Consider the following 22,599-nt stretch of genomic DNA (forward strand, 5'->3'; position numbering starts at 1 on the left):
TGAATCGCAGACACAAAAAAGCCGTGCTCCGGATCACTCCGGAGCACGGCTTTTTTTTACTGCGTCTTACTTGTTAACAGCGTCGGTCAGGCCTTTGGCCACAACCAGCTTGATAACTTTCTTGGCAGCGATTTCGATGGCAGCGCCAGTCGAAGGGTTGCGACCGGTGCGGGCAGGGCGCTCAGTCACTTTCAATTTGCCGATACCTGGCAGAGTGATTTCGCCGCCGTTTTCCAGCTGATCGGCAACGATTTGGCCCAGTTGGTCCAGAGCGTTACGCGCGGTGGTTTTTGGCGCGTCGATAGCTTCAGCGATGTCGGCGATCAGTTGGTCTTTAGTAAGAGCCATGTAGTGTTCCTTCCCTATCAAATTCATATGGATTGCAGAGTGCAGTGTCAGCCATCGAGCCCGATCTTCTGGATCTGGCACCCTCGGCCATAACCGAGACGAGTCGGGGTTATAGATACCGAAATCAGGGTTTGGTTCGACCTGACAAATGCTGAATGCACGCTTAACGCAGTGACTTCGCGCAAGACCGGGCAAAACTAGCACAGAGACGGGGAAATATCCGCCTCTAGCTACCCATTTGGTCAGCTTTATTGCTCTAAAACTGTAAAAACCAACATAAGCGCCATCGGACACCTGCGAATTGCCCTTCGTGCCGCGCCAAAACCAGTGGTTGCGGTACACTTGGCACTTTTTGGGGGAGCACGCCCTCCTCTCTTCAATCAGCCGAGAAGCCCATGCCGATCCGCCATTGCATCGTCCACTTGATCGACAAAAAACCCGACGGCACGCCCGCAGTTCTCCACGCTCGCGATTCCGAATTGGCCGAGTCGAGCGCCATCGAGTACATGCTTGCCGACCTCAATGAAAGCTACAACGCCAAACAAGGCAAGGCCTGGGGCTTTTTCCATGCCGAGTCCGGTGCGCACCCGTTCAGCGGCTGGCTGAAGGAATATCTCGATGGCGGCAAGGATTTCACAGCGTTCAGCCGAGTGGCGGTGGAACATCTGCAAAAACTGATGGAAGAGTCGAACCTCTCTGTGGGCGGCCACGTGCTGTTTGCGCATTATCAGCAAGGCATGACCGACTATCTGGCGATCGCGCTCCTACACCACAGTGAAGGCGTTGCAGTGACCGATCAGTTGGACGTGACCCCGTCCCGGCATCTGGACCTGGGCCAACTGCACCTGGCAGCACGGATCAACGTTTCCGAGTGGCAGAACAACAAACAGTCCAAGCAGTACATTTCGTTCATCAAAGGCAAGAATGGAAAAAAGGTTTCGGAGTATTTCCGCGACTTCATCGGCTGCCAGGAAGGCGTCGACGGCCCCGGCGAAACCCGTACCCTGCTCAAAGCCTTCAGCGATTTCGTTGAAAGTGAAGACCTGCCGGAAGAGTCAGCCCGAGAGAAGACCAAGACCCTGGTGGATTACGCCAGCAGCCAGGCCAAGCTCGGCGAACCCATGGGCCTGGAAGCGTTGTCGGAGCTGATCGACGAAGAACGTCCGAAGGCCTTCTACGATCACATCCGCAATAAGGACTACGGCCTGTCCCCGGAGATCCCGGCAGATAAACGCACCCTCAACCAGTTCCGCCGCTTCACCGGTCGCGCCGAAGGCCTGTCCATCAGCTTCGAAGCGCACCTGCTGGGCTCGAAGATCGAATACGACGAAGAAGCCGGCACGTTGATCATCAAAGGTCTGCCGACCCAACTCACCGATCAGCTCAAGCGACGTAACTGATGCTCGGCGGCGTACTGAAAAAATTCCTGCTGATCCTGCTGGTGGTCGTGGTCTACCAGAACTGGGGCAAGATCGAGCGGGTGTTCCATCCGGAGCAAGGGGTGTCCGAGCAGACTCAGGCCAAGGCCAACGTCGTGCTCTACACCACCGAATGGTGTGGCTACTGCAAACTGACCCGGCGCTTTCTCGATCGCAAGGGCATTGCGTACAAGGAATTCGATATCGAGAAGGATGCCGAGGCCCGCAAGGCCTACGAGGCGCTGGGTGGCGGCGGAATTCCGATCATCGATGTGAACGGGACGTTGATTCGCGGGTATGACCCGGAGGCCATTCTCGCCGCACTGAAGTAAACACAAACCCTAGAGTGGGGTTCAGCGTTTTTCGATGCGAAACCCGAACCGCGCAAAGTGCACATGCACCACCCCGCCACGCTCGTCTTCCCGGCGCAGTATCAATTCTTCGCGGCCCGCAAACAGCAACTCACCCGCCACCGGGTCAACGCCGTAATCGGTTGCCGCAATCACCACTTGCTGTCCTGCCTCAAAACCATTCGGCTCGTCGAATTGCTCATCCGGCAAGGCGGCCGGTGTGGCGTTACGCGCAACCTCCAGCGCCTCCTCAGAGCTCATCTCGCTGAACGCGCCATGACCGAAGCCCAAAACGCGCCCCAGCCATGCCGAAACCGCTGGATAAGCATCGACCAACGGTGACGTGACGGGCGTGGCTTTAAGGAACCACAACGGATGGGCCAGGGCAACGTCGGCAATCGACGGTTCACCGAACAGGAAGTCGCCCTGTTCGCGCTGAAGCTGCTGCTCCAGACGCGCCATGATAGTCGGCCACTGATGCCGGGCTTGTTCAGCCGACAACCGTGTGGCGCTGCCACCGCTGAACAACTCCGTACGATCGGCAATGAACGCCTTGATCGCTTCCGCAGGCATATTACCGAAGCGCACGGCGATCGATTCCGGTTGAAACACCAGGCTGACCGCATGCTGGAACACCACCGAATCCGCCCATGCGGCGAACGTGGCGGCGATCATTTCCTGACCTTCCGGGAAGAACGCCGGCAAGGCTTTTTCCTGTTCCAGACGACGGGCGATCAGCGACGTGTCGCAATAAATATCCGCGCCAATCTGCAGCACCGGCGTCTTGCGGTAGCCGCCGGTCAGCGCGGTCAGATCGGGTTTTGGCATCACCGGCGAGATCTTCACCGAGCGCCAGGACAACCCCTTGAGGCCCAGCAGCAGGCGGGTTTTTTCAGAAAAAGGGGACGTCGGGTAATGATGAAGAATTAACGCTGACATGCTCGGCTCCGCCGCACGGATTGGGAATCCGCAGCTTAGCGCGCATTCCCTGAACAGCCCACCGATCTGCCTGATGGGCACTTATCAGTCAGATTGATAATCGGGCAGCGGCGCTCGCCACCAGACATTCCTTGGCGCTTTTCTTGAGTTTTTTGATCAGTCGTTCCTGCCGCAGCGCGTCGCTTTTATCGCGACAGGCTTCGGTGTAAACCAATGCCACGGCAGGGCTGGAGAGAAAAAACCGCGCGCCCTTGCCGCTCTGGTGAGTCGCGAATCGGCGCACGGGATCATCGCTGATCCCGCAGTAGAGCGAACCATTGGCCGCGCGAACGAGGTAGACGAACCAGGGTTTGCTCACCGGCGGGTCGGCATCGACGGAGATTTCGCTGAGGGTGTTCACGTGACGATCAAGGCTTGTAGGAAAACAAGCCGCGATCTTATCAGCGACTGGCCTGGAATGCCTTCAGCCCCTTCAAGGCCTGCGCGCGGACGGCGCTCCTCACCGCTGGCGTCCAGCCCAATAGCAGCCCTTTGAAACCCAGCGCCTGTCGCGACCAGCTCCACATGTCGAAGCTGTCGTGGTGCTCGCAGATCTTGCCATCGCGAAAAACAAAACGCGCCTGAATATCGTTGACCACCGTGTTGCCGGTCTGGCTGAACAGGTACGTCGCCACCCAATGAGCGCCGCCCGTGCGCTCATCGCTGCGCACGTTATCGAACGTCAGGGAAAAATCCTTGGCCCGGGTAGTGAGCATCCGCCACATGTCGCCGGCCTCTTGCCCGCGCAGTTCGCCGAACGCCGGATCACTGAACACCACGTCGTCGGTATAGCAGGCGCTCATGGCCTCGGCATCCAGCCGCTGGAAGGCTTGATAGAACTGGGTGATCAATGCGTTGTGGGCATCACTCATGGGCAAGCTCCCTCTGGATGCGCAAATAGAGGCGCAAAGTGGTTTCAACAGATGGCTTGCACGATAGTCAACAAAGTCGCCAAACACTATCGGCATTCGTGAGCCGAATACCGACAGTGTGCAGGTGTCAGACCTTTTCGCTTTCGACCTGGACGTACAGCGAACGTCCCGCGCCGAGCCCGGCGATGATCGCCCCGAGGCCGATGATGCCAAAAATCCAGCCCAAGGCGCTCCAGCCACCGGTCCAGTCATGCACGATGCCGACCGCGAACGGCCCCATGGACGCCAAGGTGTAACCGAAGCCTTGGGCCATGCTCGACAGATTCGCTGCGACATGGGAGTCCCGCGAACGCAGCACGATCAGGGTCAACGCCAGACTGAACGCACCGCCCTGCCCAAGACCCAGCAGGATCGCCCAGCCCCACAAGCCTTCGATCGGTGCGTAAAGACAACCGAACAGGCCGCCAAGGGTCAGCAGCATGACGATGACAATCGCCAGACGTTGATCCTTGCCACGCGTCGCCAGCCATGGCGCCGCCAGTGAACTCGCCAACTGAACGATGACCGAGCCTGACAGCACCAGACCCGCCTGGGTCGGCGTCAGGCCGCGACCGATCAGGATCGACGGCAACCAGCCGAACACGATGTAGGCCAGAGAAGATTGCAGGCCCATGTAGAGCGTCACTTGCCAGGCCAGTGGATCACGCAACAAGCCGCGAACCCGATACGCGACGTTGTGCGCGCCGTGTTTCTGCCCGACTTGTGGTAACCAGAAAATCGCCGCGACCAATGCCGGAACCACCCAGAAACCGAGGCCCAAGGCCCAGCTCTTGTCGAAATGCTCGCTCAACGGTACGGTCGCGCCCGCGGCCATCGCCGCCCCCAGACACAGGGCCATGGTGTAGACGCCGGTCATGGTGCCCGCGTGTTTCGCAAAATCGCGTTTAACGATGCCGGGCAGCAATACACCGATCACGCCGATGCTCGCGCCGGCCAGCACGCTGCCAGCAAACAGACCGATCACGCCGAGCGAACTGCGCAGGATGATCCCGCCGGCCAACATCAAGAGAATGCCCAGCACCACTCGCTCGGCGCCGAAACGTCGGGCCAGTAAGGGCGCCAGCGGTGCAAACAAGCCAAGGCACAGCACCGGCAACGTCGTCAGCAAACCGGCCTGGGCTGCCGACAAACCGAGGGCTTTCGAAACCTCGCCGAGTATCGGCGCCATGCTCGATAGCGCCGGGCGCAGGTTCAGTGCCACCAGAATCAGGCCCAGCAGCAACAGCCACGGCCGCCGCAGGATCGGGTGACGTTGCTGGACTTGTTCGTCATCCGCCTCGGCGTCGATCAGCAGCTCTTCAAGTTCTGCTGTCCGCTTGGGATGAGTGATGTTGCTGGTGCTGTTGGACATGGGTTTCTCGGTTTCAAGGTTCATTGATCAACTGCCTTGACAGGGCTTTGGCCCGTTCCGGGTCGCGTTGCTCGACGGCATCAAGCAGTTCGATATGGCGGTCGAACACCTCTTGACGCCGGGGGGAAATGTTCAGACTCTCGCGCAGCTGCGCACCGACCACGCTGGAGAAATAGCGGTACAGCTCGCTGAGCGTCGGGTTATGCGCGGCGTCCACCAAACGCCGGTGGAACACCAGATCGCAGGCGATATACGTGTCGAGATCGCCGTGGTAGTGACTGCCACTGACGCCCAACGCCTCGCGCAATGCCACCAGGTCTTCGTCGGTACGACGCAATGCGGCCAGGCCGATGGCCTCGACTTCCAGAATGTGCCGAGTTTCCCGGGCCTGTTCATGGGAGCAGCGGGACAACGCCTTCATGGTGTCGAGCGGATCGACCACTGCCCGCAGATAGCTTCCGTCGCCCTGACGGATGTCGATCAACCCGGAAAACGCCAATACGCGCATGGCTTCACGCACGGTATTGCGGCTGATGCCCAACTCGGCGGACAGCTCAGGCTCGGTGGGTAAACGCTGGCCGACCGTCCAGACGCCCTCTGTAATGCGCAGACGTAACTGGTCCAGCGCTTGGTCGACCAAAGATCGTTTAATTAATGGAGAAATGTCTGTCATAGGATTCGCCCTTTCATCCAATCATAGGATGAATTTTCTGACATGTTAGTCAGCTTCGTCCGAGAGGACAACCGCCTGGGGTTAAGGGGCGAGTTAAGGCGCGGAAAGGAACGGGATTTTCGATTGTTAAAGTTACCTGTTGCCGCTGACCGATCCGCCCGTACCCTGGTGGTACGGATGGGTCTGCATAACCTGGACATAACCAAGCCTCGATTGAAAGTCGAACGCGTACTGGCTGACCTAAAAGCATTCATTCGAGCAAGAGAGCGTGATCCGATCTCAACCATGAGACAGGCTACATTTGGAGCCTGGAGCAGGGAAAGGACCGGGGCTTCCACCTTCACGCCACGTTATTCTTCAACGGAACTCATCACTCGCGTGACACGCACAAAGCGCGGAAAATCGGTGAGCTGTGGGTACGAATCGCCCAAGGGCAGGGCCATTACTTCAGTTGCAATGCCGATCAGACTGGATATCGTGATCTGGGTATTGGGATGATCAACCGCCTTAATTCTCAGGCCTGTACAAACCTTGTCAGTGCCATGACGTATCTTGCCAAGAATAGGCGGCATCTGCGCCTGAAGCCGGTACACAGGAGAACCTTTGGGGCGGGCCTCTGAGTAGCTAGCGTATCAAGAACGACTTTACTATCCAAAGCATCGGCTCGTGATGATGCCTCATCGCCATTATGCGCAACTTCTTGCGCACTTTCAGTTTGATACCTGATCAAAATTCGACCAAAGGCGCCTGCCGGAACGACCAACCTCCCGGCTCCCGGGGTCGTCACCGAACCTGGCACGTTCCTTGATAACAGTTCAGGTACCCACCGGGCGATTTCGCCTCCGGGCACTCTCAATTTTTAGCAAGGAGCACATCCATGGCTACACCAGCGTACATGTCGGTTACCGGCGAAAAACAAGGCCAGATCACTGCCGGCGCCGTCACTGCCGACTCCGTTGGCAACACCTACCAGGAAGGCCACGAAGACCAGGTCATGGTTCAGGCGTTCAGCCACGACGTGATCATCCCGCGTGACCCGCAGTCCGGCCAACCGACCGGTCAGCGCGTTCACAAGCCAGTTGTGATCACCAAGGTCTACGACAAGGCTTCGCCACTGCTGCAAGCCGCTTTGACTTCCGGCGAGCGCATGAGCGAAATCGTTATCCAGTGGTACCGCACTTCGGCCCAAGGGACCCAAGAGCACTACTACACCACCAAACTGGAAGACGCGATCATCGTCGCCATCAACAACAAAATGCACAACTGCCAAGACCCGGCGAACTCGCACTTCACGCACCTGGAAGAAGTGCAATTCACCTACCGCAAAATCACCTGGACCCACGAAGTATCCGGTACTTCGGGTTCCGATGACTGGCGTCAGCCAGTCGCTTAATCGCGGCTGACCGCTTCACGCATCGGCCAGCTCTGCTGGTCGATGTTGTTTACGCCTTTCCAGAATTTCGCGTCTGCTGATCCTTTGATCGGGTATTGGTTTACGCCGAAACATTGCACGAGGAACAAGGGATGTTCGCGCCGGCCAATCAAACTCACTTTGCCCTGACCATCGAAGGTCTTTCCAGCGACTTCCAGGTATTTTCCCTGCAAGGTCGGGAAGCCATCAGCCAGCCGTTTGTGTTTGAGGTGGAGCTGGTCAGTGAACAGCCGTCCCTGGACCTCGAGACCCTGCTGCACAAACCGGCCTTTTTGCAGCTCTCGCCTGACGGCAGCGGCATTCACGGCCAGGTCTATCGCGCCGCCCAGGGCGATTCCGGCAAACGCCTGACCCGCTACGCGGTGACCCTGCGCCCGCAACTGTCTTACCTGGCGCACCGCATCAACCAGCGCATCTTCCAGAACCTCACGGTGCCTAAAATCATCGGCAGCGTCCTCGAAGAGCACGGCATCCAAAGCAACGCCTACGCATTCAACGTCGGGGCGATTTATCCCGAGCGCATTTATTGCGTTCAGTACGATGAATCGGACCTGCAGTTCATCCAGCGCCTGTGCGAGGAAGAAGGTATCCACTACCACTTCCAGCACAGCGCCACGGCCCACAAGCTGGTGTTCGGCGATGACCAAACGGTGTTCCCGAAACTCGCACCCGTGGCCTACCAGCAAGACTCCGGCATGGTCGCCAACAACCCGGTGATCAAACGCTTCGACCTGCGCCTGGAAACCCGCACCAGCCGCACCACCCGCCGCGACTATGACTTCGAAAAACCGCGCCTGACGCTGGAAAGCGAAAACCGTGGCGACGCCCTGCCCGACCTCGAAGACTACGACTACCCCGGTCGTTTCATCGACCGCGAACGCGGCAAGCACCTGGCCAAACGCGCTCTGGAACGTCACCGCAGCGACTTCCAGCTCGCCGAAGGCCGCAGCGATCAGCCGATCCTCGTCAGCGGCCACTTCCTGGCCCTGACCCAACACCCGAAAGCCAAGTGGAATGACCTATGGCTGCTGACCGAAATCCTCCACGAAGGCAAGCAGCCGCAAGTGCTTGAGGAGTCGGTGACCAGCCACACCACGGCGTTGAAGGACGACTTCCATCAGGGTTATCGCAACCGTTTCCAGGCCACCCCATGGGACGTGCCGAACCGCCCACCGCTGAACCACCCCAAACCCCGGATCCTCGGCAGCCAAAGCGCCGTGGTCACCGGGCCAAAAGGTGAAGAGATCCACTGCGACCAGTACGGCCGCGTCAAAGTGCAATTCCACTGGGACCGCGAAGGTCAGGCCGACGACAAAACCAGCTGCTGGCTGCGCGTCTCCTCCGCCTGGGCCGGCGCCCACTACGGCGGCATCGCCATCCCACGCATCGGCATGGAAGTGCTGGTCAGCTTCCTCGAAGGCGACCCCGACCAACCGCTGATCAGCGGCTGCCTGTACCACAAGGAAAACGTCGTCCCGTACGACCTGCCGGCGAACAAAACCCGCAGCACCTTCAAGACCCTGAGCTCCCCCGGTGGCGGCGGTTACAACGAACTGCGCATCGAAGACAAAAAGGGCCAGGAACAAATTTTCCTGCACGCCCAGCGCGACTGGGACGAGAACGTCGAGCACGACCAGAAGATTCGGGTCGGCAACGAGCGTCACGACACCGTTGAAAAGAACAGCTACACGGAATTCAAGGCCGAAGAACACCACACGGTTTATGCCGATCGCAAAGTTGAGGCGCGGGCCAACGACCACCTGACCGTCGGCGTCAATCAGCACATCAAGATCGGCACCGGCCAGTTCATCGACGCAGGACAGGAAATCCACCTGAGCAGCGGCATGAAAGTGGTGATGGAAGCTGGCGCCGAACTGACGCTGGTGGGCGGCGGCAGCTTCATCAAGATCGATGCTGGCGGCGTAACCATGAGCGGGCCGGTGATCAATATGAACTCCGGCGGTGGTCCGGGTAGCGGCACGGGGGCTGCACCGTTGTTGCCGGGGCCGTTGAAGCAGGCGGATGCGGATAAGGCTGGAGCGTTGTTGGTGCCCGCCTTGCGTCAAACCCTGCAACGAGCAGCCACAACGGCTCAGCCAGTCTGCGAGATATGCCAACAACTGAAGGCGATGAAATGATCCCTGGTGCCACGCGTTATCTGCTTCTGGACGGAGCAAAGATCGAAAACCTTCCGGCCCGCCTGTACAGCCTGGATGACAACCCTGTTGTCGAATGGCTGTATCACGCAACACCCTACCAAGAGGTGTTTGATGTTGGCCCTGCGCTGGTCGTCTTGCGCGCCAACAGCGCACTTGAGAAAGCCTTTACTGATGACTGGCAAAATGACGCTGGCCTCATCATCGAAAGTGATGCGCGTCTACAGCAATTGACTGAACATCTGCGCAGCCTCATCCATGCTCGGGTGACCGGTGATGCCTCAATGCTGTTTCGTTACTACGACCCGCGAGTCATGCGCCATTGGCTGCCGACCCTGAACCCCGGGGAAAAAGATCACGTGATGGGCCCGATCAGACGCGTACGCCTGCCAGCGCGAGAAGGCCTGGAAGAACAGTGGATCGTTCGTGAGCAGGATCGCCAAAGCGCCCAGCAATATGCTGAGCGTCCGTGGCTTTACCTCGATGAGCAACAGTTGCAACGGCTCAATCAAGGCAAGCTGGAAATGTTTGATCAACAGTTGCTGGAGCACGTTCGTACTTACTTTCCCGACTGTCTGGCCCAACATTCGACTGCCGACCAGCAGGAGTGGGCCGTGCTGTGTCGCGAAGGCGCCGCCAGCCACGGATACTCTGCGCCAAAAGAAGTGGCGCGCTGGTCTGCTCTTGTTGCCGAGCACGGCACGGCGTTTCCGCAAGCGCCCGACCATCAGGCCTACCGCGAGATTCTTCAACAGCCGACGCTCAACGCCACACAACGCCTGGATGCCTTGTTGGTAGAACTGCATCGCCATTGGCTGCTGACTGACAAGGAGTCCATTGCATGACCACCGCCCCACTCGATAAAAACCGCAACCTGGCCGCTGCCGATCAGGCAGCGCAATGCCAGTTCGGCGACGAAGAGTTGTCCAGCCCGGCTACTACCTGCCCTGCGCGCCAACCCGAAATCTTCGTGGTTCCCAGCCGCTACGCAATGGCCGAACAGGCCGCCGAACACGCCGATTTCGCGCCTTCCAGCCCGACCAAAAGCCACCCGATGGCCTTGCGCCGCTTGCGCGCGGGTTACGTCTATCTATGGCATGCCGAAGGACCACTCAAACGCTACGCCGTCGCGTCTGATGGTTTGCTGGTCGAACAACCGCTTACGCAACCCCACTCTGCCCTGACGACCGGTGAAAACGCCGGAATCGCGTTGAACAAAAGCACCGACGCGTGGATGCTCTACAGCGAAGTGCCATTGGGCAAAGACGCCTGCGAGCGCCTGAAAAAGAACGGTGAACGACGCAAGCGTATGCGTCAGATCGCCCTCACCGACGTCGCCAAACGCCTGTCGGCCAAACACTGCCCGCCGCTCGAAAAAGCCCCGACACTTGTCGCCGAACTCATGCCGAAAGTGCGCGAAAAAACCCTCGCACATGAACATCAGAAGAACGGCGCGACTGCCCGCGAAGGCGTGAAAGAACAACGCAAAACAGCGCAAGCCGCGCCTACTCAAGACAACATCAAAGCCTATTCCGCCAGCTCGGAATCTCTGCGCGAACGCGAACAGGCGGCCGGCACGCAACCACCGGGCGAGCCCGTGGTCGAGCCTGGGAATTGGAGCGCCAGCCCATGGGAACTGGCACCTACGCAAGCCTGGCTGGACAAAGCCAAGAGCGAGTCAGCTCCGCTGTATGCTGTGTTTGCTGCACTGGATGATGATCTGGGGGTGTTGCGGGATATCGACCACGAACAGAACAAGGTCGAGGCTGAACACGAAGAGTGGGTAGCCGACAATAGCTTGCGCCAGACCATCGGCAGCTTTATCCGCAACATGGTCACCGAAGACGGTGGCGAAGTTGCCAACCTGCTCAACTACCGGTATCGCGAACACAACCTGCAACTGACACCGGAACAGGGCGACACCCTGATCGACAGTCAAAAGCAGCTGAACACCCTGATGCTGGAAGAAACACGCATCAACCAACAACGCGGCCGACAGTATGGACATGCCCAAGCGGATGGCCTGTTGGCTCAGGTTCGATCCCGTGAAGAGGCCGTACTGAACAAGGTGCGCAGCTTCATCCCGAGCGAGCTACATCAGGAAGCGCAACAAGTCGTGCGAGATTATCGCCAGGAAAAAACCAGCAATCTGGAAGGTGGCAGCGGAACCAAAGTTGGTGAATACATCGACTTGGCGAGCATGGACCATTGGCTGGATCAGGAGGCGCCGCAGCACTTCAAACAGGTCGAAGAACGCCATCAATTGCTGTACGCCGATCGCAAAGCCTACCTGCCACGCAACGACAGCGGCACGTGGTTTGTCGACCAGAGCAGCGAAGAACACCTCACTTGGCTTGAAAGTTTGACGGTCGCCTGCCTCAGCGCTCAGTGCAGCCGTAGCGAAGGCGCGAAACAGTTTGCCGACTATGTGAATAGCGAGGATCCCGGTTTGCTGCGTCTGGTGTTCCAGGCGTGGAGTCCGAGCCTGGAAGCGGCGGTAAACAATACCTCGCGCCTCAACGAACTGGTCACGGCGCTCAGTCTGGAAAACCTTGCCGACTCCCGTGCAGCCGCACTCAAGATTCTGGACGCGGACACCCTGCGCAATATCGAGAGGTTAGCGAGCAATCTGGAAGGTGCCTGGACGGCAACCATGACCCGCCTCGGCGCTTCTTTGATTCATGCAAGCAAAGGCACGACGATGGCAATGGGATTATTCCTGGTCATCCGCCTCGGCGATAACACCCGCCTCGTGCAGACCGTAGAGAACGGTATCAAGGTCTGGCGCTTGGTCGGCCAGAACGCTGAAGCCCTCAGCCAATGGACCCGCAGCACTGCTCAAGCCATCAGCCTCGGGCGCGTCAGCGGCATCGTCAACGCTCCCTCGGTCAAGGCCTCGGGTGGCCTGCTGCCGCTGGCGGCGCTGGTGGTCAACATTCTCAACGCCGGCACTTATGCCGGGCAGGCAGCTGCCCTGGAAGGCAGCGATGCGCAACGGCAGGCGGATAGCATGTCAGCGTATTTGTATGCCGGGGCTGCGTTGGGGGCGGTGATTCAGAATTGGTTGATTTTGGGGAAGGGAGTTCAAGAGCTAGGTCGTGGGGCTGTAGTAGCTCCTACACTGACCCTGTTTGGAGGAATAGTAGGGGTAGTGTCAGCAGCAGCAGCCCTCCAAGAGTTCGCATCGTTAAAAATTCAAATAGATAGCGCTCAAAGCTCAATCGATCCGTGGCTGAAAATCAAGCAACTGGCCGTTACCGGACAGATCGCAGTATACGGAGCGCAGGCACTACTAGGTCTTAGCCTCACTGGGATGCGCTTGTCGAACAAAATCTCGACTCCTCTCGCAATAAAGCGCTTTCGACTTGGCATGGGCCCGCTCAATCTTTTGCTTCTGGGTTTGGGAGGTTTGTACCTGTTTGCATGGTTCCGCCAGGCCAACCCTCTGCAAAGCTACCTGGCTAACTGCTGTTGGTCCCATCGCCGAGCCGACACTCACAACTTCATCGCACCTCAGGCACAGCTGGACGAAATCAACGAACTGATGATGCTCCTCTACCAGCCTCGTCTGGCTATGGAAACGCGGGAAGTACGCATCAGTGGTTCAATGGGTGACACGATTACTCAGGACGGCATCAACCAACTTACGATTGACTTGCCTGGAGCGGCGCCGGGTGCCGCACAAATTGATTTAGCCATGAGTGGCAACTTAACTCCCGTTTCGGCCGGCTTCGGCACCGGTACCCGCGGCACGCCAACTGACCTCGGATCTACTTGGTTGAATGCCAGCCAATGCACCTGGATCCCGGTCGATGAGGGTCAAGGCCTGCGTTTGAGCGGTAGTTTTCCCCAACCGCTCACCCGCCTGACTTTACGCCTGTCTTACCTCAGCCCGGTGGCGTTGCTGGCCGGAGTCGGTGCTACTATCGGCGGCGCAAAAGGCTTGGCCTACACCCTGTCACCCAATGGCGGATTATTGAGCCCGGATGGTGAAATCGTCACCTTGCGCTCCGGCGAACCAACCCCAGAACTTGATCGGGCCAGCATTCACCGCCTAGGTCCGCAACAGAACCCCAGCTATTTGAAACCCAAGGACAAGGCATGACCTCAGCCACATCCGGCAGCCGCAAAGGACCGCTCTCGCGAGAGGACTACTTGGCACCACTGGCCGTTCCTACAGGGCAAACGCCAAAGGATGTCCTAAACACCATCTGGCGCAAGAACGACGTTTGCCTTGACATCGGTTCTTACAGTATTGGCTCGGCAGTGATGGTCATTTGGCCGGTACTACTTTTCTGTATCTGGCTTATTCACCACGAGCGCAATTCCGTAATTTTCTGGGAAGCATTGGCCCTTTCGCTTTTCATAGTTGGCATTCCCATTCTCCTAGTACTGAAAGGTTTAATGAGTCCCGTACCGCCTCCAATCCGCTTCAACCGTCAACGCCGCGAAGTATGTGTGCCATTCAAAGATGGCCGATACTGGATCGTGCCTTGGGAGCAGGTTACTGCCCAAGCAGTAGCGATGGACTCGGTGGGGCAGCACGGCAAAACCACTCAAGGTCTATTGGTAGTGGGCTTCCGCAATCCCGATCCTGATGCGCCGGAGAAGGAGCGCGACTTCAGTCTAGGATTCAACTGCGGCGGTGGCGAAACGGCTATGAGCCTTTGGGAGTGCATGCGCAGCTACATGGAGAAGGGGCCACATGCGATCCCGAATAGCCGATTGGGACGAAAGCCATACGCCGAGACACAGATCGGCTCCATCGTAACCAGCTTTTTCAAAGGCGACTTTCTAGACGTATTGCACGGGTTATTTTTCGTTATTTTCCTAGGAACATACTGGGCCGAAAAATTGCAAAACTGGAAGCTCGCCCCACCACCTGAGCTGACCGATCCCGCCATCGTCGAATGGTCCCAACCGCTTCCCCCCGAGCAATGGGCCAAACGCTCCCCGGAGTTGGAAGTGGCTATTGCCAAGCGTGAAGCAGAGCTGGAGGATTCAGCACAAGTCGCATGACTGTCAACACTAAGGAGCGCGATTGGGGAAGAGTCCCCACTGTCCGACACTGACTCGCCTCTAATTCTGTAGGTACCTGTGAACGACCGCATTTGGCCGATTCCTGCCGGTCATCGCCACCCAGCTAGCTGGCCACATCCCGTGCAAATGACTGGTCAAGTCGAATGCAAATGGGTGGTCAGTACCGATGCAATCAGGTTGTCAAGTGGGGTGCAATCTCGTAGCAGTCAACAGCAGATTTCGGTATGGACAAATCAGACTCTGAAAACACTTCATAGGTGGATATCTATGGCCATGGTGTATTCAGCGGGAAACGAGAGTTGGCGCGGGTTCCACTCATGTCCATGGGTTGACATCTACCCTTTATGTCGATGAAACGTTCCGGAAGCTAAATCCGGCGCCATGCCTGGAAAACTGCGCACATGAGCATTTGGACACCCGTCTTCGAACTTACTCCACAGGAGGGAACGCTGTAGTTCTGCAATGTGTAACCTGCGGGCACCTCGTTAGTACATCTAGCAAAAGCAAGTATCCCGGTTGGGCGACGCTTACACCTTTCGATAAAGATTTGGTTAAAAGATCAACGGAGGAATACAATGCATGGTTGCAGCATCGGCTTGAAAGCTCGAAAATTGACCACCAAAATTATAAAAATAACGTTCGCCAGAGGCTCCAACAAGGTGAGCTGACATGGAGAGATAATTCCAGATTCGGTACTTATTACGACTCACCGGAGTGGGAAAGAACGCGTGCCCGCATTATTCGCAGAGATGACTATCAGTGTCAGGCGTTTAAATGCTCTGCGGAGTGCGTACATCACATCCTATATGACAGGCTAGGAGCTGAAAACGATTATGATTTGATTTCGCTCTGTCATAATTGCCATAACCTCATACATAAAGAACAAAGAAAAACCCACAACCTCTATCGAATGAGCCCAGGCGAAATCCGATTGATGCACACCGAAGACGATGAGTGAATCGCTTCTAACTTCTCAGACATATCGAATGTCTGCTTCTGGCCGTAACTGTGTCAAAACGCGCCGCTGCGGTGATGAGATCGTCTTAACTGCGCCCACAGCAACATGAAAATGGATGCAATTGGTCGGCGGCAGCATCACAGACCGGCAGCGGCCGACCAAACATTACCGCTCGACAAAAGCTCAAACGATGCGGCAGTCGCTGCCTGATACTGCCTAATCGCGCTGCTCTCCTTAGATTAGGTAGGCGACCTGCCCACAAGCCACTTTCAATCGTCGTGGGATATGGACAGCCTTCAAAAAAAGTCCATCTAAACAATGGTCATATTGTTCAGGATCCTTCGCGGCAAGTTCCGATCAGAGGTGTGCTTGAGGACATTCGACGGTACAACAAGGTTCAGTACTCACAGCAGGAGCTTGAGCTGATCGACGACCTTTTGTACATGTATGGGTAAAGCGCTCTCCGCCCACCTGCCACCCCCGCACAGATCCCAATTCAACCGGTAACGCTGACTTCGTCGTTTTAGAGCAGTCCCCTGAGCTGGAAGTCGCCGGCAGCCACCACAAAAAAGCGGTTGTTTTCCCGCAATGACTACTTGGCTGCTGGCGCTGATGAGGGTTTGACCCGGCTGCCGAGAAATCGTTGACCCAGGTAGCCTTCAAGACTATGGCCCTCTGTGCGGGGTATCCGGCCCGGTATGAACCGTTCCAACCGATTGCATAATTTTGCGGCGCGGTTCTACAGAACGGAGGTCTACCATGATTCCTCCAGATATCCCTCCTATGAGTAGGTGAGCGTCCCTTGACTCGTTTTTTTACGAGCACCTCGCGCTGCAACGGAAGGTTTGGCACGTAAGGGACGCTACCGTCTGTCCAACAGACTGTACAGATTTGCCAGTCGATCAATCGGTCGCGTTGATCGCTCCTTCGGCGTTAGCGACTGCAGCCTGCTTTAAATCCTGCTTTATCTGCATACCCTCCATACTGTCCATTTTCATGCCCGGCATGCCCTCCGCGTGGGCAGAAAGTGAAAGCGCAAATACGGTGCTTACAACTGCATTCATACGTCTTTTCCTTGAGCGTTGACGGGTTCAACTGCGAGGTGGCGGCGACGCATGAGGCGATAAGCTGCCGGAATGACAAATAGGGAAAGCAAGGGCGCGGTGATCATGCCGCCCACCATGGGCGCGGCGATGCGGCTCATGACCTCGCTGCCGGTGCCGCTGCCCAACAGAATGGGTAACAGGCCGGCAATGATCACCGCCACGGTCATGGCCTTGGGTCGAACACGCTGCACGGCACCTTCACGAATGGCCGCCACCAGCCCGCGTTCAGTGTTGTCGCCGAGGTCTTCACGTTCGGCCCAGGCGTTTTTCAGGTAGAGCAGCATGATCACGCCAAACTCGGCGGAAACGCCGGCCAAGGCGATAAAGCCGACCCCGGTGGCGACTGACAGGTTGAACCCCAACAGATAGAGGAACCATGCCCCGCCAGTAAGGGCGAATGGCAGAGTGGCCATGATCAGCAAGGCCTCGTCGAAGCGGGCAAACGTCAGGTAGAGCAGCACGAAGATGATCAACAGCGTGGCAGGCACCACCAGTTTGAGTCGTGCGTTGGCCCTTTCGAGAAATTCGAACTGCCCCGAGTAGCTTAAACTCATGCCCGGCTGCAACTTGACCTGCTCACTGACGACCCGACGTAGATCGGCGACCACCGAGGCAATATCCCGCCCACGCACGTCGATATACACCCAGCCAGAAGGTCGGGCGTTCTCGCTCTTAAGCATTGGTGGACCATCACTCACCTTGAGCTTCGCCACCGTGCCGAGGGTGATCTGGCTCCCTAGCGGGGTGTAAATCGGCAATTGCTCCAAGGCGCCGAGCGAATCACGCCACTCACGCGGATATCGCACATTGATCGGGAAGCGGGCCAGCCCTTCAATGGTTTCCCCGATGTTTTCTCCGCCGATGGCGCCGGCGACGATCGACTGTACATCGGCGATGTTCAGCCCATAGAGAGCAGCAGCTTTGCGGTCGATATCCACGTCGATATAACGGCCGCCGGTCAGGCGTTCGGCCAGGGCTGAACTGACCCCTGGCACGTCCTTGGCCACACGCTCGACCGCCCGAGTCGCCGCGTCGATCTCCGTCAGATTGCTACCGGCAATTTTCACCCCGATCGGGCTCTTGATCCCGGTAGCGAGCATGTCGATGCGATTGCGAATCGGCGGGATCCAGATATTGGTCAGCCCCGGTACACGGACGACCCGATCCAGTTCCTCCACCAACTTCTCCGGGGTCAGGCCGGGTCGCCATTGCTCACGTGGCTTGAACTGGATGGTGGTTTCGAACATCTCCAGCGGTGCCGGGTCGGTAGCGGTTTCGGCACGACCGGCTTTACCGAAGACATGTTCGACCTCTGGCACCGTCTTGATCAGGCGGTCGGTCTGTTGCAGCAGTTGCGCCGCTTTATGCGCTGACAGCCCCGGTAGAGCCGAAGGCATATAGAGCAGATCACCCTCGTCCAGCGGGGGGAGAAATTCGCCACCCAAGCGAGACATTGGCCATAGCGCACTGACAAAAACCAATAGCGCCACCAGCAACGTGATCTTTGGCCGACGCAAGACCGCGTCCAGAGCCGGCTGATAAATCCGGATCAGCCAACGGTTTAGCGGGTTCTGTTGTTCATTGGGAATTCGTCCCCGAATCCAGTACCCCATCAGCACCGGCACCAAGGTCACTGACAATCCCGCCGCTGCGGCCATGGCGTAAGTTTTGGTGAACGCCAGCGGGCCGAATAGCCGCCCCTCTTGCGCTTGCAGTGTGAACACCGGAATGAACGATAGAGTGATGATCAACAAACAGAAGAACAGCGCGGGGCCTACCTCTGCTGCCGCTTCGGTCATCACGTGCCAATGACGTTCACCCTTCAGTTCCTCCCCCGGATTGGCCACATGCCAGGCCTCAACCTTCTTGTGCGCGTTTTCAATCATCACCACGGCAGCGTCGACCATGGCGCCGATGGCGATGGCTATCCCGCCCAAGGACATGATGTTGGCGTTGATGCCCTGGTAGCGCATGACGATGAAGGCAATCAACACACCCACGGGCAAGGAGATGATCGCCACCAGGGATGAGCGAAGGTGCCAGAGGAAGATCCCGCAGACCAACGCGACGACGATGAACTCTTCGATTAGCTTGTGGCTCAGATTTTTCACAGCGCGGTCGATCAACTTGCTGCGGTCGTAGGTGGTGACGATCTCCACCCCGGCCGGCAGGCTGCTTTTCAGTTCGTCGAGTTTGGTTTTGACCGCCGCAATGGTCTCGCGAGCATTCTTGCCGCTGCGCAAAATCACCACGCCACCGACGGTCTCACCTTCGCCGTCGAGTTCGGTGATGCCTCGACGCATCTCGGGCCCCAACTGAATCGTGGCAACATCGCCCAACGTGACCGGCACACCGCCCGAGCCCAGTTTGAGTGGGATCGCCCGAAAGTCGTTGAGCGTCGTCAAGTAGCCGGAAGCGCGCACGATGAACTCGGTCTCTGCCATCTCCAGGACGGCGCCACCGGTTTCCTGATTGGCCTTGCCGATCGCTTCGGTCACCTCGGCCTGCGTGATACCGAGGCTGGCCAATTTGAGCGGATCAAGCTGCACTTGGTACTGCTTGACCATGCCTCCCACGGTGGCCACTTCCGCAACATTCGGCAGGGTCTTGAGTTCGAACTTGAGGAACCAGTCCTGTAAGGCGCGTAATTGCGCCAAGTCATGTCCGCCACTGCGATCTACCAGCGCGTACTGGAAAATCCAGCCAACGCCTGTCGCATCCGGCCCCAACGCTGGTTTGGCGCTGGCCGGCAAGCGACTTTGTATTTGGCTCAGGTATTCCAACACCCGTGAGCGGGCCCAATACAAGTCAGTACCGTCTTCAAACAGCACGTACACAAAGCTGTCGCCGAAGAAGGAATAACCACGCACCGTCTTGGCTCCCGGTACTGAGAGCATGGTAGTGGACAATGGATAGGTCACCTGGTTTTCGACAATCTGCGGCGCTTGTCCAGGATAGGGGGTACGGATGATCACCTGAACATCGGAGAGATCCGGCAGCGCATCAATGGGCGTGCTCTGCACCGACCAGATGCCCCAAGCCGTAACAAACAGTGTCGCCAGTAGCACCAGGAACCGGTTGGCCACTGACCAACGAATCAGGGCAGCAATCATGGCTGGCTCCCCGATTTATCCAGGCGCTCAACACGCAAGCCATCGTCGGTTTGACTCACTGCTATCCGGACCTTGTCGCCCGTTTTGAGGCCCTGCATCAGCGCCGGACTCGCGAGCGGGAACGCCATCGTCATGCCAGGCATGCCCAGCGTCTTGAAAGGACCATGGGCAAGCCTGACTTCTTTATCGTTGATCTCAACGATTTGCCCATCCGCCTCATGAAAGCTGGAAGCTGCTTCGCTGGGTGGTGACACTTCCTCTGAGCGCGCAACAATGCCCTTAAGACTGGCCTCCGAGTCGAGCAGGAACTGGCCAGAGGTAACCACCTTCTGTCCTTCTTCCAGACCTTTCAATATTGCCGTCTTGCCATCGCTTTCCTGCCCGAGTTGCACCTCCACAGGACGGTAGCGGCCCGCGTCTTCGGCGAGCATCACCAAGGCACGTCGACCCGTGCGAATGACGGCCTCGCTCGGCACCCACAAGACACTTTGCCCGGTCGAGCGATTCAGGCGTACCTGCGCCGTCAAACCCGGCCTGAGGCGCCCGTCCGGATTGGGTAGTTCCACCCGCACACGAAGGGTGCGGCTGTCCGGATTGGTTTCCGGAAGAATCGCGCTGACTACGCCCTTGAGCACAACCCCAGGGAACGCGGGCAAACGCGCCTCTGCCGCTTGCCCCATGAGGATCGATCCAGATTCAGTCTCCGGAACGGCCAGGGCCAGCCAGACGGTACTCAAACCGTTAACGCGTGCCAGTGTCTCGCCAGCGGCCACCGTCATACCCTCGCGTACATTGAGCGCTTGCAGCACGCCACCAATAGGGCTGGTGAGGGTCTGGATTGGTTGGACTTTGCCACTGCGCTCTACTTGCGCAATTGATGCCGCCGGCATCCCGGTGAGCCGCAAGCGCTGGCGAGCCGCTGCCAGCAAGCCCGCATCGCCACTGCGCTTGAGTGCGAGAAACTCCTCCTGAGCCGCAGCCCACTCAGGTACAAGGATATCCGCCATGGCGGCATTGGCTTTGATCACGTCGCCAGGGGCACGGGCATACACGCGCTCGACGAAACCCGCCGTACGGGCTTGAATGACCGCGACGTCCCGCTCGTTGAAGGCCAACACACCAACGACCTCCAGACTCGAAGCAAACACACCTCGACTGACCGTAGCCAGTCGCACACCGAGATTCTGAGTCAGGCTTGGATCAATGCGAACGGCTGCGCTGTCCCCTTTGGTGTCGGCGTACCGAGGAACCAACTGCATGTCCATGAAGGGCGACTTACCCGGCTTATCGAACTTTTGCTGCGGGGACATGGGGTCGTACCAATACAGTACTTTACGTTCGTCCAGAGAAGGGAGGCTCTGCTCCGGGGCTTCACCAGGTACTTCACTCATGCCCTGCTGAGCGAACCAGTAACCACCGGCAACACCCACTACCAGCGAGAGGCCTACCAGCAATGCACCGTTGCATTTTCTAAGGTTCATTGGCTGGACTCCCCGTAAGCAAAATACAAACGCGCCCTGGTCAGCGCGCGTTGCTCTTCCACGTCGATCTGTTTGAGGCGGGCTTCGATGAGCTCGCGCCGAGCGGCCACGACTGAGATCAAATCGCCTTTGCCGGCGCGGTAGCTGGCCATACTGAGCTCGACCTTTTCCTTGGCCAAGGGCAACAGACTGTCCTCGGTTCGATGTACGGCACGATTCAAGCGTTCATAGTCGGCCAACTCGTCCTCCAGTTGCTGGGTATACTCGCGTGACAGGGCTTCACGCTCGGCCTCAAGCTGGTTGAGCTCAGCGTGCTTGGCGGCAATTTTTGGATTTTGCCGAGAGTCAGGAAACAGCGGTAGATCCCATGAAAATTGCACACTGACCATGTCGCCGAACTGTCGACTGCGATGCTGATAGTCGACTTCCCAGCTCCAATCCGACTGTTTGTCCGCTTCTGCTTCACGGACCCTGGCTTGCGCTTCGCGGGTCATTGGCGCGAACGCTGCCAGTTCTGGGTGACGTTGCAGCTTTTGAGAGTAGCCAGAGGCTTCGACAGGCCATTCAGGCAACCTGCCCACAGGTTTGTCGTTGCCGGCAGGGCCAATCCAGCGCTTCAGGGCCGCTCGGGCCTGCGCTCTCTGGCGAATCAGGTCATCTTGCTGCTCCTCCAGTTGTGCTGCTTCCTGTTTGGGCGTTACGGCATCAGCAGGTTGAGCGCGGCCACCGGCAATTTGTGCACGGACGGTATCGGCCAGCAGACGGTTTTCTTTGTAGAAATCCTGGAACAGCGCATCTTTACGCTCAACGGAGAAGCTGTTGATCCAGGCCAGTGCCGTAGCCTGACGAACCTTCAGACGTTCAACCCGGCGCTCAGCCGCGGCGCGGTCAATGGCCGAATCAGCGACCTCGATGCGGGCTTTGCGCTTGGCGCTGTTGGGCATCTCCTGACGGACTCCGACCATTTGCATAGTCATGAAGTCCTGGTCGATGCTCCAGCGATTCGGGCCCCCAATGGGGTAATTCTGTACGCCAAGCAGCAACTTGGGATCGGGTAGTTCACCAGCGGGGATGGCCGCACTACTGGCGGCCTGAATTTTCGCGTCCTGTGCGGTCAGCGACGGCGCATTGTTTTCAGCCAGTTGCAAAGCTTCATCGAGCGTCAATGCGCCAGCGAGACTCGGCAATGCCAGTACACTTGCCGCCAGGCCGGCCACGAGAGACCACCCTGTGCAATAGCACTTGGATTTCATGTTCACGATT

Annotated in this window: 18 protein-coding genes; 7 read left to right on the top strand and 11 right to left on the bottom strand. The window is 58.0% G+C overall.

Annotation, left to right across the window (positions count from 1 at the left end; translation table 11 throughout):
* Positions 1 to 66: 66 nt before the first annotated feature.
* A complete protein-coding gene (locus ACXPVS_RS06015) occupies positions 67 to 348 on the bottom strand; it encodes an HU family DNA-binding protein (RefSeq protein WP_007905514.1) in 282 nt (93 codons plus the stop codon).
* Between the two features lie 395 nt (positions 349 to 743).
* Here ACXPVS_RS06015 and yejK point away from each other — a divergent pair, with 395 nt between their 5' ends.
* Both yejK and ACXPVS_RS06025 read left to right on the top strand, forming a co-directional pair.
* A complete protein-coding gene (gene yejK / locus ACXPVS_RS06020; protein WP_458509104.1) occupies positions 744 to 1,748 on the top strand; it encodes a nucleoid-associated protein YejK in 1,005 nt (334 codons plus the stop codon).
* Positions 1,748 to 2,098 carry a glutaredoxin family protein gene (locus ACXPVS_RS06025; protein ID WP_458509105.1) on the top strand — a complete coding sequence of 117 codons (351 nt, stop codon included), beginning with the start codon at positions 1,748 to 1,750 and terminating at the stop codon, positions 2,096 to 2,098. Before yejK ends, ACXPVS_RS06025 begins: the two co-directional genes overlap by 1 nt.
* 21 nt (positions 2,099 to 2,119) lie before the next feature.
* On the opposite strand, the gene ACXPVS_RS06030 is transcribed toward ACXPVS_RS06025, so the two are convergent.
* The 6 genes from ACXPVS_RS06030 to ACXPVS_RS06055 all read right to left on the bottom strand — a co-directional run bounded on the left by ACXPVS_RS06030 (position 2,120) and on the right by ACXPVS_RS06055 (position 6,643).
* Complete coding sequence (locus ACXPVS_RS06030) at positions 2,120 to 3,055, bottom strand: glutathione S-transferase family protein (RefSeq protein ID WP_458509106.1); 936 nt, start codon at positions 3,053 to 3,055, stop codon at positions 2,120 to 2,122.
* Between the two features lie 88 nt (positions 3,056 to 3,143).
* Positions 3,144 to 3,455, bottom strand: coding sequence for a GIY-YIG nuclease family protein (locus ACXPVS_RS06035; protein WP_458509107.1), 312 nt, complete (start codon positions 3,453 to 3,455; stop codon positions 3,144 to 3,146).
* A 40-nt stretch (positions 3,456 to 3,495) separates the two neighbouring features.
* On the bottom strand, positions 3,496 to 3,966 hold the full coding sequence (locus ACXPVS_RS06040; protein ID WP_458509108.1) for a nuclear transport factor 2 family protein: 471 nt from the start codon (positions 3,964 to 3,966) through the stop codon (positions 3,496 to 3,498).
* 127 nt (positions 3,967 to 4,093) lie between these two features.
* Entirely contained in the window at positions 4,094 to 5,401 is a 1,308-nt protein-coding gene (locus ACXPVS_RS06045) for a CynX/NimT family MFS transporter (RefSeq protein ID WP_458509109.1), read from the bottom strand.
* Positions 5,391 to 6,050 carry a FadR/GntR family transcriptional regulator gene (locus ACXPVS_RS06050; protein WP_458509110.1) on the bottom strand — a complete coding sequence of 220 codons (660 nt, stop codon included), beginning with the start codon at positions 6,048 to 6,050 and terminating at the stop codon, positions 5,391 to 5,393. The genes ACXPVS_RS06045 and ACXPVS_RS06050 overlap by 11 nt, the downstream gene beginning before the upstream one ends.
* Positions 6,051 to 6,400: 350 nt before the next feature.
* The gene (locus ACXPVS_RS06055) at positions 6,401 to 6,643 is read right to left on the bottom strand and encodes a hypothetical protein (RefSeq protein ID WP_458509111.1); all 243 of its coding nucleotides are present in this window, start codon (positions 6,641 to 6,643) and stop codon (positions 6,401 to 6,403) included.
* A gap of 284 nt (positions 6,644 to 6,927) precedes the next feature.
* Here ACXPVS_RS06055 and ACXPVS_RS06060 point away from each other — a divergent pair, with 284 nt between their 5' ends.
* The 5 genes from ACXPVS_RS06060 to ACXPVS_RS06080 all read left to right on the top strand — a co-directional run bounded on the left by ACXPVS_RS06060 (position 6,928) and on the right by ACXPVS_RS06080 (position 14,657).
* Positions 6,928 to 7,443, top strand: a complete 516-nt coding sequence (locus tag ACXPVS_RS06060; protein ID WP_458509112.1) for an Hcp family type VI secretion system effector — start codon at positions 6,928 to 6,930, stop codon at positions 7,441 to 7,443.
* Between the two features lie 131 nt (positions 7,444 to 7,574).
* Positions 7,575 to 9,620: a type VI secretion system tip protein TssI/VgrG gene (gene tssI / locus ACXPVS_RS06065; protein ID WP_458509113.1), complete on the top strand. Its 2,046-nt coding sequence runs from the start codon at positions 7,575 to 7,577 to the stop codon at positions 9,618 to 9,620.
* Positions 9,617 to 10,483, top strand: a complete 867-nt coding sequence (locus ACXPVS_RS06070; RefSeq protein WP_458509114.1) for a DUF4123 domain-containing protein — start codon at positions 9,617 to 9,619, stop codon at positions 10,481 to 10,483. Before tssI ends, ACXPVS_RS06070 begins: the two co-directional genes overlap by 4 nt.
* A complete protein-coding gene (locus tag ACXPVS_RS06075; protein WP_458509115.1) occupies positions 10,480 to 13,743 on the top strand; it encodes a toxin VasX in 3,264 nt (1,087 codons plus the stop codon). Before ACXPVS_RS06070 ends, ACXPVS_RS06075 begins: the two co-directional genes overlap by 4 nt.
* On the top strand, positions 13,740 to 14,657 hold the full coding sequence (locus ACXPVS_RS06080) for a DUF6708 domain-containing protein (RefSeq protein WP_458509116.1): 918 nt from the start codon (positions 13,740 to 13,742) through the stop codon (positions 14,655 to 14,657). The genes ACXPVS_RS06075 and ACXPVS_RS06080 overlap by 4 nt, the downstream gene beginning before the upstream one ends.
* Before the next feature lie 1,881 nt (positions 14,658 to 16,538).
* On the opposite strand, the gene ACXPVS_RS06085 is transcribed toward ACXPVS_RS06080, so the two are convergent.
* Genes ACXPVS_RS06085 through ACXPVS_RS06100 form a run of 4 tightly spaced genes read right to left on the bottom strand, consistent with a single transcriptional unit; the run spans position 16,539 to position 22,589 of the window.
* Entirely contained in the window at positions 16,539 to 16,700 is a 162-nt protein-coding gene (locus ACXPVS_RS06085; protein ID WP_458509117.1) for a hypothetical protein, read from the bottom strand.
* The gene (locus tag ACXPVS_RS06090) at positions 16,697 to 19,855 is read right to left on the bottom strand and encodes an efflux RND transporter permease subunit (RefSeq protein ID WP_458509118.1); all 3,159 of its coding nucleotides are present in this window, start codon (positions 19,853 to 19,855) and stop codon (positions 16,697 to 16,699) included. Before ACXPVS_RS06090 ends, ACXPVS_RS06085 begins: the two co-directional genes overlap by 4 nt.
* Entirely contained in the window at positions 19,852 to 21,336 is a 1,485-nt protein-coding gene (locus tag ACXPVS_RS06095; protein ID WP_458509119.1) for an efflux RND transporter periplasmic adaptor subunit, read from the bottom strand. The genes ACXPVS_RS06090 and ACXPVS_RS06095 overlap by 4 nt, the downstream gene beginning before the upstream one ends.
* The gene (locus ACXPVS_RS06100) at positions 21,333 to 22,589 is read right to left on the bottom strand and encodes a TolC family protein (protein WP_458509120.1); all 1,257 of its coding nucleotides are present in this window, start codon (positions 22,587 to 22,589) and stop codon (positions 21,333 to 21,335) included. Before ACXPVS_RS06100 ends, ACXPVS_RS06095 begins: the two co-directional genes overlap by 4 nt.
* Positions 22,590 to 22,599: the final 10 nt, after the last annotated feature.

Source organism: Pseudomonas sp. Ma2-10 (assembly GCF_054330215.1).

Coding starts and splice junctions, on each gene's coding strand:
- ACXPVS_RS06015 (WP_007905514.1), bottom strand. CDS start 348: ATGGCTCTTACTAAAGACCAACTGATCGCCGACATCGCTGAAGCTATC.
- ACXPVS_RS06070 (WP_458509114.1), top strand. CDS start 9,617: ATGATCCCTGGTGCCACGCGTTATCTGCTTCTGGACGGAGCAAAGATC.
- yejK (WP_458509104.1), top strand. CDS start 744: ATGCCGATCCGCCATTGCATCGTCCACTTGATCGACAAAAAACCCGAC.
- ACXPVS_RS06025 (WP_458509105.1), top strand. CDS start 1,748: ATGCTCGGCGGCGTACTGAAAAAATTCCTGCTGATCCTGCTGGTGGTC.
- ACXPVS_RS06060 (WP_458509112.1), top strand. CDS start 6,928: ATGGCTACACCAGCGTACATGTCGGTTACCGGCGAAAAACAAGGCCAG.
- ACXPVS_RS06095 (WP_458509119.1), bottom strand. CDS start 21,336: ATGAACCTTAGAAAATGCAACGGTGCATTGCTGGTAGGCCTCTCGCTG.
- ACXPVS_RS06075 (WP_458509115.1), top strand. CDS start 10,480: ATGACCACCGCCCCACTCGATAAAAACCGCAACCTGGCCGCTGCCGAT.
- ACXPVS_RS06045 (WP_458509109.1), bottom strand. CDS start 5,401: ATGAACCTTGAAACCGAGAAACCCATGTCCAACAGCACCAGCAACATC.
- tssI (WP_458509113.1), top strand. CDS start 7,575: ATGTTCGCGCCGGCCAATCAAACTCACTTTGCCCTGACCATCGAAGGT.
- ACXPVS_RS06100 (WP_458509120.1), bottom strand. CDS start 22,589: ATGAAATCCAAGTGCTATTGCACAGGGTGGTCTCTCGTGGCCGGCCTG.
- ACXPVS_RS06090 (WP_458509118.1), bottom strand. CDS start 19,855: ATGATTGCTGCCCTGATTCGTTGGTCAGTGGCCAACCGGTTCCTGGTG.
- ACXPVS_RS06085 (WP_458509117.1), bottom strand. CDS start 16,700: ATGAATGCAGTTGTAAGCACCGTATTTGCGCTTTCACTTTCTGCCCAC.
- ACXPVS_RS06040 (WP_458509108.1), bottom strand. CDS start 3,966: ATGAGTGATGCCCACAACGCATTGATCACCCAGTTCTATCAAGCCTTC.
- ACXPVS_RS06050 (WP_458509110.1), bottom strand. CDS start 6,050: ATGACAGACATTTCTCCATTAATTAAACGATCTTTGGTCGACCAAGCG.
- ACXPVS_RS06080 (WP_458509116.1), top strand. CDS start 13,740: ATGACCTCAGCCACATCCGGCAGCCGCAAAGGACCGCTCTCGCGAGAG.
- ACXPVS_RS06030 (WP_458509106.1), bottom strand. CDS start 3,055: ATGTCAGCGTTAATTCTTCATCATTACCCGACGTCCCCTTTTTCTGAA.